Source organism: Thermovenabulum sp. (assembly GCF_049723235.1).
Lineage (GTDB): Bacteria > Bacillota > Thermosediminibacteria > Thermosediminibacterales > Thermosediminibacteraceae > Thermovenabulum.
Genome location: NZ_JBNARB010000005.1, coordinates 71920 through 86196 on the forward strand (window position 1 = coordinate 71920; position 14277 = coordinate 86196).

At 33.2% G+C, this 14277-nt stretch carries 17 protein-coding genes and 1 riboswitch; all 17 genes read left to right on the forward strand.

What is annotated here, in order from left to right; genetic code table 11:
- Nucleotides 1-30: 30 nt before the first annotated feature.
- The 17 genes from ACPLOV_RS04190 to ACPLOV_RS04270 all read left to right on the forward strand — a co-directional run bounded on the left by ACPLOV_RS04190 (nt 31) and on the right by ACPLOV_RS04270 (nt 14237).
- A complete protein-coding gene (locus ACPLOV_RS04190; protein ID WP_424910722.1) occupies nt 31-1035 on the forward strand; it encodes an AI-2E family transporter in 1005 nt (334 codons plus the stop codon).
- 51 nt (nt 1036-1086) lie between these two features.
- Nucleotides 1087-1276, forward strand: a riboswitch (Lysine riboswitch).
- Between the two features lie 129 nt (nt 1277-1405).
- The gene (gene lysA / locus ACPLOV_RS04195; RefSeq protein ID WP_424910697.1) at nt 1406-2743 is read left to right on the forward strand and encodes a diaminopimelate decarboxylase; all 1338 of its coding nucleotides are present in this window, start codon (nt 1406-1408) and stop codon (nt 2741-2743) included.
- Between the two features lie 98 nt (nt 2744-2841).
- Nucleotides 2842-3453 carry a site-2 protease family protein gene (locus ACPLOV_RS04200; protein ID WP_424910698.1) on the forward strand — a complete coding sequence of 204 codons (612 nt, stop codon included), beginning with the start codon at nt 2842-2844 and terminating at the stop codon, nt 3451-3453.
- A gap of 24 nt (nt 3454-3477) precedes the next feature.
- Nucleotides 3478-4464: a tryptophan--tRNA ligase gene (trpS, locus tag ACPLOV_RS04205; protein WP_424910699.1), complete on the forward strand. Its 987-nt coding sequence runs from the start codon at nt 3478-3480 to the stop codon at nt 4462-4464.
- A 17-nt stretch (nt 4465-4481) separates the two neighbouring features.
- Nucleotides 4482-5258, forward strand: coding sequence for a segregation and condensation protein A (locus ACPLOV_RS04210; protein WP_424908691.1), 777 nt, complete (start codon nt 4482-4484; stop codon nt 5256-5258).
- Nucleotides 5231-5764, forward strand: a complete 534-nt coding sequence (gene scpB / locus ACPLOV_RS04215) for an SMC-Scp complex subunit ScpB (protein WP_424908692.1) — start codon at nt 5231-5233, stop codon at nt 5762-5764. Before ACPLOV_RS04210 ends, scpB begins: the two co-directional genes overlap by 28 nt.
- A gap of 257 nt (nt 5765-6021) precedes the next feature.
- Nucleotides 6022-6408, forward strand: coding sequence for a DUF2953 domain-containing protein (locus ACPLOV_RS04220; protein ID WP_424910700.1), 387 nt, complete (start codon nt 6022-6024; stop codon nt 6406-6408).
- Nucleotides 6389-6805 carry a GerW family sporulation protein gene (ytfJ, locus tag ACPLOV_RS04225; protein WP_424908694.1) on the forward strand — a complete coding sequence of 139 codons (417 nt, stop codon included), beginning with the start codon at nt 6389-6391 and terminating at the stop codon, nt 6803-6805. The genes ACPLOV_RS04220 and ytfJ overlap by 20 nt, the downstream gene beginning before the upstream one ends.
- 75 nt (nt 6806-6880) lie before the next feature.
- A complete protein-coding gene (locus ACPLOV_RS04230) occupies nt 6881-7285 on the forward strand; it encodes a MazG nucleotide pyrophosphohydrolase domain-containing protein (protein WP_424908695.1) in 405 nt (134 codons plus the stop codon).
- Between the two features lie 79 nt (nt 7286-7364).
- On the forward strand, nt 7365-8489 hold the full coding sequence (locus tag ACPLOV_RS04235) for a D-alanyl-D-alanine carboxypeptidase family protein (RefSeq protein WP_424910701.1): 1125 nt from the start codon (nt 7365-7367) through the stop codon (nt 8487-8489).
- Between the two features lie 84 nt (nt 8490-8573).
- A complete protein-coding gene (locus ACPLOV_RS04240; RefSeq protein WP_424910702.1) occupies nt 8574-9317 on the forward strand; it encodes an FCD domain-containing protein in 744 nt (247 codons plus the stop codon).
- A gap of 59 nt (nt 9318-9376) precedes the next feature.
- Nucleotides 9377-9610, forward strand: coding sequence for a hypothetical protein (locus tag ACPLOV_RS04245; RefSeq protein ID WP_424910703.1), 234 nt, complete (start codon nt 9377-9379; stop codon nt 9608-9610).
- A gap of 6 nt (nt 9611-9616) precedes the next feature.
- The gene (locus tag ACPLOV_RS04250) at nt 9617-10702 is read left to right on the forward strand and encodes a hypothetical protein (RefSeq protein ID WP_424910704.1); all 1086 of its coding nucleotides are present in this window, start codon (nt 9617-9619) and stop codon (nt 10700-10702) included.
- 96 nt (nt 10703-10798) lie between these two features.
- A complete protein-coding gene (locus ACPLOV_RS04255; RefSeq protein ID WP_424910705.1) occupies nt 10799-11743 on the forward strand; it encodes a sulfide/dihydroorotate dehydrogenase-like FAD/NAD-binding protein in 945 nt (314 codons plus the stop codon).
- Entirely contained in the window at nt 11740-13020 is a 1281-nt protein-coding gene (locus tag ACPLOV_RS04260; RefSeq protein ID WP_424910706.1) for an FAD-dependent oxidoreductase, read from the forward strand. Before ACPLOV_RS04255 ends, ACPLOV_RS04260 begins: the two co-directional genes overlap by 4 nt.
- 61 nt (nt 13021-13081) lie before the next feature.
- Nucleotides 13082-13765, forward strand: a complete 684-nt coding sequence (locus ACPLOV_RS04265; RefSeq protein ID WP_424910723.1) for a pseudouridine synthase — start codon at nt 13082-13084, stop codon at nt 13763-13765.
- A 13-nt stretch (nt 13766-13778) separates the two neighbouring features.
- Complete coding sequence (locus ACPLOV_RS04270) at nt 13779-14237, forward strand: GNAT family N-acetyltransferase (protein ID WP_424910707.1); 459 nt, start codon at nt 13779-13781, stop codon at nt 14235-14237.
- The last annotated feature ends 40 nt before the right edge of the window (nt 14238-14277 follow it).

Genomic DNA, 14277 nt, shown 5'->3' on the forward strand with positions numbered 1-14277 from the left:
AAAATTAATAGTAAAAAACTATTTTACTATATTCTAATCCTAGTAGGAGTTTTTATATTATTTCTTTATCGCAAAAAAATAAAATCAATAATTTTACCATTTTTTATCGGGGGGATTATTGCTTATATATTAAATCCGGTGGTTGATTATCTCGAGAAGAAAGGGTTACATAGAACGGTAGCAATTTCTATAATTTATTTTATTTTAATAGGATATAGCATTGTGACATTATTTTACATAATCCCGGTTATGATAAATGAAATAAATAAGATAGTAGAATTATTACCTATATATTCAAAAAATGTAGATAATTTTATTAATACAATTAGAGTTAGCCTGGGTGATAGTATCCCTTCAAATATTAAAAGCACAATAGAAGGACAAATATTTAAACTTGAATCAGGGTTAGCACTCTTTTTGCAAAACACCGTAAACCTGTTAATTCATGGAATTTCGAGCTTTTTCAGCTCGATAATATTAGGACCAATTATAGGATTTTATTTATTAAAAGATTTAAAGAAAATAAAGAAAAACATTGAAGATATTTTGCCTGAAAAATACAAGTTCGTGATATTTCCCTTTTTAAATAAAATTGACTTTGCTTTGGGAAAATATATTCGAGGACAACTAATAGTGTGTTTTTTTATTGGAGTATTAACAACTTTAATTTTGTTTATTTTTAAAATAGAATTTGCTCTTTTAATAGGAATACTGGCAGGAGTGACAAACATAATACCATATTTTGGACCAATAATGGGAGCTTTACCGGCGGTTATAATTGCATTAATGAAATGTCCTCAAAAAATACCCTGGATTTTAGTATCTTTATTTATTATTCAGCAGGTGGAGAGCGGTATTATTTCTCCATGGATAATGGGGGAAAATCTTAATCTCCACCCATTAACTGTTATATTTTCTCTAATGGCAGGTGGTACTTTTTTTGGGATATGGGGTCTAATTCTTTCAATTCCAATGGCTGCCGTGTTAAAGCTTTTGATAAAATCATATAATAAAAATTTTATTGACAGCGAATAATTTATCATGTTATTATATAAAAAATGAATATTAATACCTCATCTCGATATGAGTTGAGGTAGAGGCGCGGTAAGTCAATAGTACTTTTACGATAGGCGCGGAAGGCCGATGATGTAAAAGGAAAGGGGCTACCGCCGAAGTGCAGCCTATATTCCGGATAGGTTGTACTGGGCCTATGCCGAACAGGTATAGGACTGTCACCAAAAAATCCCCAGTTTTTTGGTGGAGCGCTACTTCAAATTCGGGGAGAGTGGGGTATTTGCCTTGTTTTCGTCAGAAAGACAGCCGGCAAATACACCGGGTGTCTTTTTTTATTAATTGGCAAATATCTCCCCGAAAAACAAAAAAATCTAAAAGGGGAGGCTTTTTTATGCTTCATGAAAATCTTTCGATTAATGAAAAAGGACATTTAGAAATTGCAGGGGTAGATGCGGTAGAACTTGCTAATACCTTTGGAACACCGCTATATGTTTTTGATGAGGGATTAATAAGGGAAAATTGCAGGAAGTTTAAAAAGGAATTAGCAAATATATATGAAAACAGCGGGGTTATCTATGCTGGAAAAGCTTTTATGACAATGAATATGGCAAAAATTGTAGAGGAAGAAGGTCTTTATCTGGATGTAGTTTCCGGGGGAGAATTATATACGGCTTTAAAAGCTAATTTTCCTGCCAGCAGGATATTTTTTCACGGAAATAATAAATCGTATCAGGAATTAAAAATGGCAATACAATATGGCGTAGGAAGGATTGTTGTTGATAATTTTTACGAAATTGAATTGATAAATGATATTTGCAAGAAAATGAAAAAAACGGTGGATATTTTACTGAGAATAACCCCCGGTATAGAAGCCCATACTCATGATTATATAAAAACCGGACAAATTGACTCTAAATTTGGCTTCGGCCTCGAAAATGGACATGCGCTAATGGCTGTGAAAACTGCGGTAAAAATGAAGACGGTAAATCTTATAGGGCTTCATTGTCATATCGGATCTCAAATTTTCGAAACACAGCCTTTTAAAGATGCCGGAATTATAATGATGGAACTCGTAAAGACTATTAAAGATGAGTTTAATTACGAAATAGAAGAACTGGATTTTGGCGGAGGCTTTGGCATAAAATATACAAAAGATGATAAACCTCTCCCCGTGAAAGAATATCTTGAAGCGTTAGTTCTTTCGGTTAGAGAAAAAGCCGAAGAATTCGGATTGAAACTTCCAAAACTACTGATAGAGCCAGGACGAGCTATTGTAGGGCCGGCGGGAGTAACTTTATATACCATAGGTGCAATAAAAAATATCCCGGGGATTAGAAAATATGTAAGCGTAGATGGAGGAATGAGCGATAATATAAGACCAGCTTTGTATAATGCAAAATATGAAGCAGTGATTGCCAATAAAGCTTCGAAACCTTTAGAAGAAGTTGTTTCAATTGCGGGAAAATGCTGTGAGTCCGGAGATATGTTAATATGGGATATAAATCTTCCAAAAGTTGAGCCGGGAGACATACTCGCAGTATTCTCAACAGGTGCCTATCATCATTCTATGTCCAGCAATTACAATATGCTTCCTCGTCCTGCTGTGGTATTTATTAATAATAAAAAAGCAAGGCTGGTAGTAAAAAGAGAAACCTATGAAGATTTAATCAAAAATGAATTATTTGAAGATAAGGGTAAAACGGTATCATTTTTTGAACATACTGTTTAAAAGGTGCGCCAGAAGCGCACTTTTTTCTTTTCATAAAAATATGATATAATGCTTATATAAAATATTAATATTTTTTGCCAATAGAGAGGATGTTTTCTATGCCAGCATTTTTTGGTCCAGAAATGTTGTTAAGAATTCCTGCACTGCTAATTGCTATTACGATTCATGAATATTCTCACGCAATAACTTCCCAAATGTTTGGCGATCCCACACCTCGATGGAGCGGAAGGCTAACGTTGAATCCTTTTGCCCATCTTGACCCTATTGGGCTTTTGATGTTGTGGATATTTCGTTTTGGATGGGCCAAGCCCGTTCCGGTTAATCCATTTTATTATAAAAATAGAAAATTAGGTTTAACTGCCGTCGCTTTTGCGGGACCCTTATCAAATTTTCTACTTGCTTTTATAAGTTTTTTTATATTAAAATTGGGTATTACAGAAGGAATTTTAGAAAGTTTTTTATATGTTCTGTTTTCATATAATCTGATATTATCTGTTTTTAATTTAATCCCCATCCCGCCTTTAGATGGTTCCAAAATTTTAATGGGGATCATGCCCGGCGCCAATAATGAATTTTTTTATAAGTTAGAACAATTCGGGCCATTTATTCTTATTCTTCTTGTTTATTTTAATGTAATTGATTTTATTTTAAATCCGTTGATATCCTTTGTTTACAAAATATTATCCGCAATGGTCGGTATATTTATTTAAGAAATATTTAAAGGAGTGAAAGCAATGTCAAAAAGTCACAGAATAATGAGTGGAATGAGACCAACTGCAAAACTTCACTTAGGAAATATGATGGGAGCTTTAATGAACTGGGTCAAACTTCAGGATGAGTACGAATGTTTTTATTCTATAGTTGATTGGCATGCATTAACAACGGGATACAATGATACCTCGGGTTTAAAGAGCTATATTAGAGAAATGGTAATTGACTGGCTAAGTGTAGGGTTAGATCCGGAAAAATGTAATATTTTTGTTCAATCTCAAGTAAAGGAACATGCAGAACTACATCTATTGCTTTCCATGATCACTCCTTTCTCCTGGCTGGAAAGGTGCCCTACCTATAAAGAACAGCTACGGCAGTTAGAGGGAAGGGAAATAAATACTTACGGATTTTTAGGCTATCCGGTTCTTATGACTGCGGATATATTAGCTTACAAAGCTGACCTGGTGCCTGTGGGAGAAGATCAAGCCCCTCATTTAGAATTAGCAAGGGAAATCGTACGCCGCTTTAATTATCTTTATAAGCCGGTATTTCCCGAGCCGGAAGCTTTGTATACAGAAGCTAAGATTCTTCCGGGTATTGATGGAAGGAAAATGAGCAAAAGTTACGACAATTATATTGCAATTTCGGCTACTCCTGAGGAAATACGTCAAAAGGTAATGATGATGGTTACGGATCCCGCAAGGATAAAAAAATCCGATCCGGGTCATCCGGAAATTTGTACGATATACGCTTTTAACAAAGTTTTTGCTGAAGAAGAAAGGGTTAAAGAACTGGAGGAATCCTGTAAAAATGCTAAAATAGGTTGTGTGGAATGCAAGAAAAAATTATCGGACCTGCTGGTAAAGTACATGGAACCCATTCGCGAAAGAAGAATTTCCTTAGAAAAAAATCCTGATTTGGTTAATGATATTTTGAATACAGGTGCGAAGAAAGCAAGGGAAGTAGCTTCAAAAACTCTTGAAGAGGTAAGGGAAGCTATGAAGATATAAAAGCGAAGGTGAAAGCTTTGATAAGTGTAAAATTGGAGGCTTTTGAAGGCCCGTTGGATCTTCTCTTACATTTGATAGAAAAGAATAAAATAAATATTTACGATATTCCTATATCGGAAATTACCGAACAGTATATTTCCTATCTTTATAATTTAGAAAATATGGACATAGAAATTGCCAGCCAGTTTTTACTCATGGCTTCTACTCTTTTAAGCATAAAATCCAAAATGCTTTTACCTCAATCAAGAAAAAGTAATGATTCCCAGATGGAAATATTTTCTGCCATTGATGAAGATCCCAGAGCAGAGCTGGTAGAAAGGTTGCTGGAATATAGAAAATATAAAGAAATTGCTTCCCTTTTGAGGGAAAGGGAAGAAAAAGAAATGCTTTTAATAAAAAAGAAGCCCGAAGATTTTAGTAATTTTTGGGAGGATGAATTTATCCTCCCAAAAATTACGTTAAAAGATATTATTAATATATATTATTCATTAATGAAGGAAAGTAAAAATAATAAAGATTTTGAAATAAAGTTGGAATTAAAAGACAGTATTCCATTAAAACAAAAAATCAAAAATGTCTATAAACAAATTTTAAAAAAGAAAAAAGCGACATTTGCAGATCTTTTTAATAAAACCTGTACCAGAATGGAAATTATTGTAACTTTTCTTGCGGTTTTGGAGTTGTATAAGTTGAATAAAATAGATATTATTCAAGAAAAACCTTTTGATGATATTTATATTTTCTTAAAAATAAGGGGAGAAAATCGGTGGACAGAGAATTTATTATGGCAGTAATAGAAGCTATTGCCTTTTCTTCGGGAGAACCCGTTTCTATTGAGGAAATTTCAAATGCTCTGGGAATAAGTCAAGAGGAAATAATTAATGCTATAGAAAATTTAAAAATGGAATACAAAAAAATAAGCAGGGGTATATTCCTTTCTATAATAGGTGGGAAAATACGTCTTACGACTAAACCCGAAGTATTTCCATATCTTGAAAAATTATTTAAACAAAAAACAAAAGTGAAGTTAAAAAGAGCGGCTTTAGAAACCCTTGCCATAATAATGTTTAAACAACCTATTACAAAAACCGAAATTGAAATGATAAGAGGGGTAAATGTGGAAAAGACCCTCAACAGCCTTATTGAAAAAGGATTGATAAAAGAAGTTGATAGATTAGATGCACCGGGGAAGCCCATACTTTACGGTACCACTGATTATTGCCTTGAATATTTTGGGTTGGAATCAATAGAAAAATTAAAAGATGAATATGAAAACAGGAAAAATGCAGAAACTAATTAAGGGGATTTAGAGTGGTATTAAAATTGTTTAATGCAATCCTAATTGTTTTATTATTTTTGATAGGGTTTTTTTTTATTTTCCCCTTAACTATTCGTATTTATTTTCATTACAATAATTCAGGGGTTGTCGTCTTATTAAATTTTTTGGGAATTACTATAAAATATAATCCTGTTTTAAATAAAATTCAAACGAGGATTTTTTTTCCTTTTTTAGAATTTACCGTATTTGCTTCCAAGAAAAAAACAAAACCTAAGGTAATGAAAAATAGGAGAAATTCTCAAATTAATATAAAGGAATTATTAAATTTTATTGATAATTTATCCCGATACATAAGAATAAAAAAATTAAATTTTTACTGCAGGATAGGGTATAATGATCCGGCCTTTCTTGCTTTTATTATAGGTATCGCATGGTCTATTTTATTTATAATATATTCTTTTTTTGATATATTTTTTGACCTTGATAAAAAAAGCTCATCTATTTTTATTGAACCTGATTTCCTGAATAATCAATTAAAGGTAATTTTTGAAAGTATAATATCCATAAAGATAGGTAATATTATTATTACTGCAGTAGGTTATTATTTGATAAAAATTTTTAGAAAAAAAAGAGGGGCGAAGCAATATGGATACACATCCTATTGAGAGCTTGATGAAAACAGTAATGGCAAGTTTAAAGGAAATGATAGATGTCAATACAATTGTAGGAGATCCGGTGGAAAGTATGGATGGAAACGTGATTATTCCTGTTTCCAAGGTTACCTTTGGTTTTGCTGCAGGAGGCAGTGAATTTTCATCACAAAAGAATGTCCAGGATAAAGAAAAAAAAGAGGAAAAAGTATTACCTTTCGGAGGAGGAACAGGAGCAGGGATAAGCCTTCAACCAATAGCTTTTTTAATAGTAGGGGGAGGACAAGTAAAACTTCTTCCGGTTTACCAAAATGCTATGTGGGAGAGAATTTTAGATATTTCCCCTCAAATTTTAGAGCAGATAAAGACTATTTTTAAAAAATCAGAGGAAAAGAGTGTTCAGCCCTTATAGACCGGGCTTTTTTTATTTGATAATATTAACAAAGGATAAATATTACCATTTATTATTAATCAAAGGGTGATAGAAGTGGAATTGAAAAAAGCAATGGAACTTATTTGGGAAAATCGAAAATATGAAACACAGGATCCAAAAGAAGCTATAAGTCACCTTAATGAAGAGGTGGCTGAATCTCTTAAAGCTTTAATGAGGGGGGAGACGTCTAAAGCAAAAAGAGAGCTGGAAGATGCTTTATCCTGTTTGTTTATTGCTCTAAAGGTAATGGAAATTGACCCTGAAGAAGCGGTAAATAGACAAATAGCTCAGATGAGAAAAAGACAGGGTAGAACAATGATCTTTAAAAGGGATAGGGTCGAGATATATGTGGATGGGGAACTGAAGGGCGGATGGTCCCTGGGATGTGAAGAAGATATTAAAGAGGCTGAAAAAATTGCAAAAGAGTTTGGCTGTCATATAATTTACGAAGAAAAATAGTGAATGTTAAATCCCTCCATATTTTAGCAGAATTTTTTAACTTTTACTTACTCAGAATAGAAATATGGAGGGATTTTTGATGAATAGATATAAAAAATATTTTTCCGCTTTTTTTATTTTCTGGGTGATTTTTTGTTTTCAAAATATTTGTCTTGCCCAAATAGAAAAGCCGTACATCAATGCGAAAGCTTTTGTGTTAATGGATAGAACTTCTGGAAGAATACTTATAAGCCAAAATGAGGATATGAAACTTCCCATGGCGAGTACTACGAAGATAATGACCGCAATAGTTGCTTTAGAAAAAGGAGATTTAAACGATAAAGTATTTGTCAGCAAAAGGGCTACAAGAATTGGCGGTTCAAAATTTAACATTAAAGAGGGTCAACAGATTACTTTAAAAAATTTGCTTTACGGACTATTATTATGTTCCGGAAATGATGCGGCAATTGCTATTGCAGAACATATAGGAGGAAATGTAGAAAATTTTGTTAATATGATGAATATAAAAGCTTATGAAATAGGGGCAAAAAATACTCACTTTGCAAACCCGCATGGCCTTGATAACCCCGAACACTATACCACAGCAAAAGATCTGGCATTAATTACTAAATATGCCCTTGAAAATCCTGTATTTTGTGAAATAGTTGGTACTAAAGAAATAGAAATAGTTGATGGGGATTTTAAAAAAAAGATTAATAATACCAACAGGCTTTTAAGAATTTTAGATTATGTAAATGGTGTAAAAACCGGGTACACCGGTAAAGCGGGAAAATGTTTGGTGGCTTCTGCCGAATTAGATAATCTTAACATTATTTCGGTGGTTCTTAATTCTCAGGATCATTTTGCAGAAACAATTAAACTATTAAATTATGGAATAAAAAACTATCATCCTTTAGAATTGTTAAAGGATAATAACGTATATACAACCATCCGAGTAAAAAATGGAATATTCGATAGTGTAGATTTAATTCCGGCAAATAAAATAGTTGCTCTTATAAGAAAAGATGAAAATGTTGAAATTAAAAGCCAGCTACCTCAGGAAATAATTGCGCCGGTAAAAAAAGATGAAGAAATAGGTACCTTACAAATTTTTATTGACGGTAAGCTATTGTGTAATGTAAAGCTTAAAGCGGCCTTCGATGTCAGGAAAAAAAATATGTTTGATGTTTTCAAGCTATTACTTACAGAGTTGGCCAGATTTTAAAAATTTAGATTTAAAAGAGGATTTTTTAATATAATTATAGAATTATAAATCCATTATGGTATATTTTATATAAGGAGAGGTAGGATGGTTCATAGAAAAGAGGAGGTAATCTATTCAATTTTAAAAATGATTGCTGAAAATCCAGGACCAGTAGGTTCGGGATATGTTAGAGAAAACCTCAGATTAAAAGGCATTGACCTGAGCGAAGCCACCTGTGGACGAATTTTAAGACAGTTAGATACCGAGGGATATACAGAAAAAATAGGCTTTAAAGGAAGGATATTAACCTCATTTGGATTACAAAAACTAAGAGAATTAGAAAGCGAACAGAAAATTAATGCGTACAGCAATGAACTGAAAAAGGTGATCAAGGCTACAGGAAGGCAGGAGCTTTTGGACATTTTAGTCGCAAGAAAAGCGATTGAAAGTCAGATGGCAAAACTCGCGGCAAGGAATGTTACTTCCAAGGAACTGAAGGAAATGAAAGAAGTGTTAGAAGTTCAAAGAAAACATGTGGAAGAAGGAATCTCTATTGCCGAGGAAGATGTAAAATTTCATAAGTTGATAGCTCAAGCGGCAAGAAACCGTGTATTGGATGCTGCCCTGGATCTAATACGACAATACGGACAGCTTTCACCAATACTTGAATATATCAGATTGCAGGTAAAAGGTAAAATGCTTTCCGATCACAATAAAATATATGAGGCAATAGAAAAAAGGGATGAAAAAGCAGCGGAGGATGCAATGATTGAACATATGGAAAACTTAATGAAAGATGTGGAAAAATACTGGGATGAACTTTATTCAGGGCAGGAAGTCAAAAGATAAAATAATTTTTTAATTTTTTTAGAAAATACTACTCATCTATGATGAGAAGGAGGATCTGTATGTCAAAAATGTTAGAAAAGGTTATGGATGCCGTTGATCTTGAAACTTTTATTGTTGCTAAAAATGAAGAAGAAGGAAGAAAAATGGCATTATCGTTAATGAGAGAATTGGGATTCAAAGATGCGGATTTGGTTTTCATTCAATTTCAGGGAGCGGGTGTTCGTGTACGTTTGAGGGGATATGTATATAAGCCGGGCGATCAATATAAATGGTTATTAAGTGAGGAGGAATAAAAGAGATTGATAACGATTGGTATTGCTGGCACAGCAAAAAATACAGGGAAAACTACCACCCTTTCGTCAATAATTGATGAGCTTTATAAAAATAATGGAAAAATTGCATTGACAAGTATAGGCTATGATGGGGAAGAAATTGATAATGTTACGGGTCTTTTTAAACCCAGGTATAATTTAAAAGAGGGTATGATTTTGGCTACAGCTAGTAAAACCTTAATGAATAACAGTACATTTGAGGAGATTTGGAATACCGAAATCCCCACCCCCTTAGGGAAGGTAAAAGTGGTAAAGGTTAAAAAAGAAGGGCTTTTTGTTGTAGCTGGACCCAATAAAGGAAGCGAAATTGAGAAAATAAAAAAGTTATTTTATAATATGGGAATAAAATTTATGCTAATTGACGGAGCCTTAAATAGGATTGCCCCAATGGAAAACACGGATGCTATAATTATTGCAACAGGGGCAGCAATGAATACGGATATTGAAAGAATAAGTGATAATGCCAAAGCTATATCCTATATATTTAATGATATTGATAAAGTTCAAGATGAAATAGCAGAAACTTTAGAAGGTATTGAAAGAGTAACCATATTTAAAGAAAGAGATTTTATTAAAATGTCTTTTAATTCCTTATTGGATTATGAAAATTTGGATGAAGTATTAGGGAAAATTGAAAAGAACGATATTATTTATATACCGGGTCTTTGCATAAATTACTTACTGGAAGAATTTTTAAATAAATTGATTGAAAAGAACTTCAGAACTACAATTATTTTTAAAAATCCCGTAAGATTATTGCTGGCAGGAGCTCCGGAAAAAACAATGGAAGTGATATATAAAGCAGTTCTAAATGGGATAAATTGTAAATATTTGGGTAAAATTTCTCTTCTTGCTTTTACAATAAATCCTTATTACCCATTATACAATCCCCTGGAAAATGTCTATAAAGAAGCTTACATTGATGAATTAAAACTCAAAGAGAGTATGTTGGAAAAAACCAGTGTTCCCGTAATCAATATTAAAGAAGATGGTCCGCAAAAATTAATAAATATTATAGAAAGCTTTAAATACAGCAGGTTAATTCCCCTGTAAGGCAATACCTTATGGGGGATTTTTTATTCACAAAAATCTTTTTTAAAACATATGGTAATAGAAATAATATTTTTGTTCTTAGGAGGGACCTTTTCAATGAAATTGGATTATAGCTGTATTGATACAGCATCGAATTATTGTCCATGTTATTTAGCTGAAACGGGAGATTGCATAGTATGTTCCGTTTTAAGAGGTAATAATAATTGTGATTGCCGCTGGCCGAAAATTTGCATTTATCAGGAATTTTTGTGGAATGGTCGAAAAAAGGCTAATATGAGGAATTTTATACAAGCAAAAATAATAGAAAAAAAAATATACAGTGAAAACCTGTTTACCCTTACTATTAAATTACCGCAGGATATACAGGCAATCAATTTCGGTCAGGCTGGAACCTTTGTTTTCATGAAACCCCAGGATTCTCCGAATTTTTATGAGGTCCCGATTTGTGTAATGGATATTGATGAAGAAAACAATCTAATGTTTTTTGCAATTCAGGTATTAGGGCCAAAAACTAAAAATCTTTTTAATGAAAATGAAAAAATCGTCTTGAGAGGGCCTTATTATAACGGGATTTTAGGATTAAAATATATTAAATCATCTATATCGAAAAACTGTATGCTTATCGGGAGAGGTATAGGTCAGGCATCATTGGTGATGGTAGCAAAAACATTAAATAGAGGAAATAATAGGATTATTGCTCTGTTAAATCCCGGGGCTGTAATGTTTAATATTGCAGAGGAAATTTTAAAAAAATACGGCTTTTTAGTAGAACCCTATGAGGAAGAGAGTCTTAGAGATTTAATTTTAAAAGGCAATTTTGATTTAATATTCAGCGCTGGATCAAATTCTCAACATAAATTTATATTTGATTTAATCAGGAAAAATTGTTTAGATGTAAAACTTGCAATATCTAATAATTTTCAAATATGCTGTGGAGAAGGTGTCTGCGGGAGCTGTGCATTAAATTTAGATGGAGAAATGGTTCGCTTTTGTAAAGTCCAGTTAGATGCGGAAAGGGCGTTGGAGGAGGGATTGTTATGATAAGAGTAGTTATAATAGGTGGAGGATGGGCCGGGTGCGGAGCTGCTCTTGCCGCTAAAAAGGCTGGAGCAGATGTATTAATTATAGAAAAGACCGATATGTTATTGGGATGCGGTCTTTTTGGAGGAATCATGAGAAATAATGGGAGATTTACTGCTGCTGAAGAAGCAATTGAAATGGGTGGTGGAGAGCTTTTTGAGATTATTGATAGAACTGCAAAACATGTGAACGTTAATTTTCCCGGTCATAATCATGCAACTTTATACGATATTACAAAAATAGAACCAATAGTAAGAAGGTTTTTAAGAGAAACAGGCGTTGAAATAAAGTTTATGAAAAGAGCTGTAGAAGTAGAAATGAAAAAAAATATAATAAAAGGTATAATAATGGATGATGGCGAAAAAATATCAGGAGATGTATTTATCGAAACCACCGGATCCTCGGGGCCGATGGGTAACTGTTTAAAATATGGTAATGGTTGTGTAATGTGTGCACAAAAATGTCCAGCTTTCGGTCCAAGAGTCAGCATAAGCCAAAAGGCAGGTGTTAATGATTTAATTGGGAAAAGATCCCTGGATTTATTTGGTGCAATGAGCGGTTCCTGCGATATTAATAAGGATTCTTTAAGCAGTGAATTGCAAAAAAAGCTGGATGAAGAAGGGGTAGCGGTAATTAAATTGCCAGAGTCATTAATAAATAAGGAAAAACTTAAAATGAAGGTTTGCCAGCAGTATGCAATAAATGAATATGCTGAAAATATTATCCTTTTGGATACCGGTCATATTAAATTAATGTCTCCATTTTTTAATCTGGAAGACTTAAGGAAAATAGAAGGATTTGAAAATGTAATGTACGAAGGGCCCTTTGCAGCAAGTAAAGGAAATTCTATAAGATATATGTCAATGGCTCCGAGGGATGATTTCATGAAGGTATGGGGTATAGATAACCTTTTTTGTGCTGGTGAAAAAGCGGGTCCTTTTGTGGGTCATACAGAAGCTATAGTTACCGGGTTATTAGCGGGGCTTAATGCGGTAAGGAAAGCAAAAAACAAGGATTTAATAAAATTACCCGTAACTACTGCCATAGGCGATATAATAAGCTATGTAAATGAGGAAATTAAAAAACCCGATGGTCTTTATAAAAGATTTACTTTTGCCGGATCCACCTATTTTGAACGTATGAAACAAATAGGTTTATATTCTACAAATAAAAAGCAGATCAGTGAAAGAGTGAATAAAGAAGGTCTAACGGGAATTTTTGATAGAAAAATATTATAAACCCTGGATTATAAACGGGAGGAGAGTTTCTTTGGAAGTAAGATTGCAAAAATTTCTTTCTATGGCAGGTGTAGCTTCAAGGCGGAGAGCGGAAGAAATGATCTTGCAAAAGAGGATTAAAGTTAATGGTATTACGGTTACAAAACCGGGAATAAAAGTTGATACCGAAAAAGATATCGTTCAGGTGGATGGTGAAGTTTGCAAATTAAAGAATTTAAATGTTTATATTCTATTAAACAAACCGAAGGGGTATATAACTACTCTTTATGACCCCTTCGGTCGTCCCACAGTATGGGAGTTAATTAAAGGTGTAGGTACCAGGGTTTTTCCGGTGGGTAGACTTGACAAAGATACTGAAGGTTTATTGCTGTTGACAAATGATGGAGAATTAGCGTATAAACTCACCCATCCAAAACACGGCATAGAAAAGACCTATATTGTAAAGATAAAAGGAAATATTTCCAGAAAGGCTATTGATAATCTGGAAAAAGGTGTAATATTAGAAGAGGGGAAAACTTCACCTGCAAAGGTGAGGGTATTAAGAAAAGAAAACGATTATAGTATTTTAGAAATAAAAATACATGAAGGTAAAAAAAGGCAGATTAGAAGAATGTGCGAAAAAGTTGGACATCCTGTAATAAATTTAAAAAGAATAAGAATTGGAGATTTAACTTTAAAAGGTTTAAAGACCGGAGAATGGAGGTATTTAACTAAAAAAGAAATTGAGTACTTAAAAAATTTATAAGGAGGGGTTTCATTTGTTAGCCTTCAGAAGGGCAAAAGTAGAGGATTTTGAGAAAATAAAACAAATTATAAAAGACTGCGGATTATGTGATTGTGATCTGGAAAGATGGTTAAACGATTTCATGGTAGTTGAAGAAGATGGGAATGTCATAGGCACGGGAGGGATTGAAAATTATGGTGAATATGGAATTCTTCGTACAGTAGCGGTATTGCCCGATTTTAGAAATCAGGGTATCGGAGACGGCCTTGTTAGATCTCTTATTAATTTGGCTGATAGAATGGGAATTAAAACTTTATTTCTTTTTACAGATAAAGCTGTAAACTTTTTTGAGAGAGTGGGATTTAGAAAAACTAATAGAAGTGAAATTCAGGAAAATTGTCCCGAATCAAAACAACTTTCAAGCTGTCCTCTTAGTTTCATTCCTATGCGTTTAAATATCAGTGAGTTTTTTGAAAATATCAAATGTAAGTAGGCCTTTTTATAGGATAAATTTAGTAATTTAAACCTATTTG

Excerpts from the sequence above, each read along its gene's own strand:
- ACPLOV_RS04245 (WP_424910703.1), top strand. The coding sequence starts at position 9,377 with ATGTCAAAAATGTTAGAAAAGGTTATGGATGCCGTTGATCTTGAAACT.
- trpS (WP_424910699.1), top strand. The coding sequence starts at position 3,478 with ATGTCAAAAAGTCACAGAATAATGAGTGGAATGAGACCAACTGCAAAA.
- ACPLOV_RS04220 (WP_424910700.1), top strand. The coding sequence starts at position 6,022 with ATGAAAAATAGGAGAAATTCTCAAATTAATATAAAGGAATTATTAAAT.
- lysA (WP_424910697.1), top strand. The coding sequence starts at position 1,406 with ATGCTTCATGAAAATCTTTCGATTAATGAAAAAGGACATTTAGAAATT.
- ACPLOV_RS04240 (WP_424910702.1), top strand. The coding sequence starts at position 8,574 with ATGGTTCATAGAAAAGAGGAGGTAATCTATTCAATTTTAAAAATGATT.
- ACPLOV_RS04265 (WP_424910723.1), top strand. The coding sequence starts at position 13,082 with ATGGCAGGTGTAGCTTCAAGGCGGAGAGCGGAAGAAATGATCTTGCAA.
- ytfJ (WP_424908694.1), top strand. The coding sequence starts at position 6,389 with ATGGATACACATCCTATTGAGAGCTTGATGAAAACAGTAATGGCAAGT.
- ACPLOV_RS04255 (WP_424910705.1), top strand. The coding sequence starts at position 10,799 with ATGAAATTGGATTATAGCTGTATTGATACAGCATCGAATTATTGTCCA.
- ACPLOV_RS04235 (WP_424910701.1), top strand. The coding sequence starts at position 7,365 with ATGAATAGATATAAAAAATATTTTTCCGCTTTTTTTATTTTCTGGGTG.
- ACPLOV_RS04200 (WP_424910698.1), top strand. The coding sequence starts at position 2,842 with ATGCCAGCATTTTTTGGTCCAGAAATGTTGTTAAGAATTCCTGCACTG.
- ACPLOV_RS04260 (WP_424910706.1), top strand. The coding sequence starts at position 11,740 with ATGATAAGAGTAGTTATAATAGGTGGAGGATGGGCCGGGTGCGGAGCT.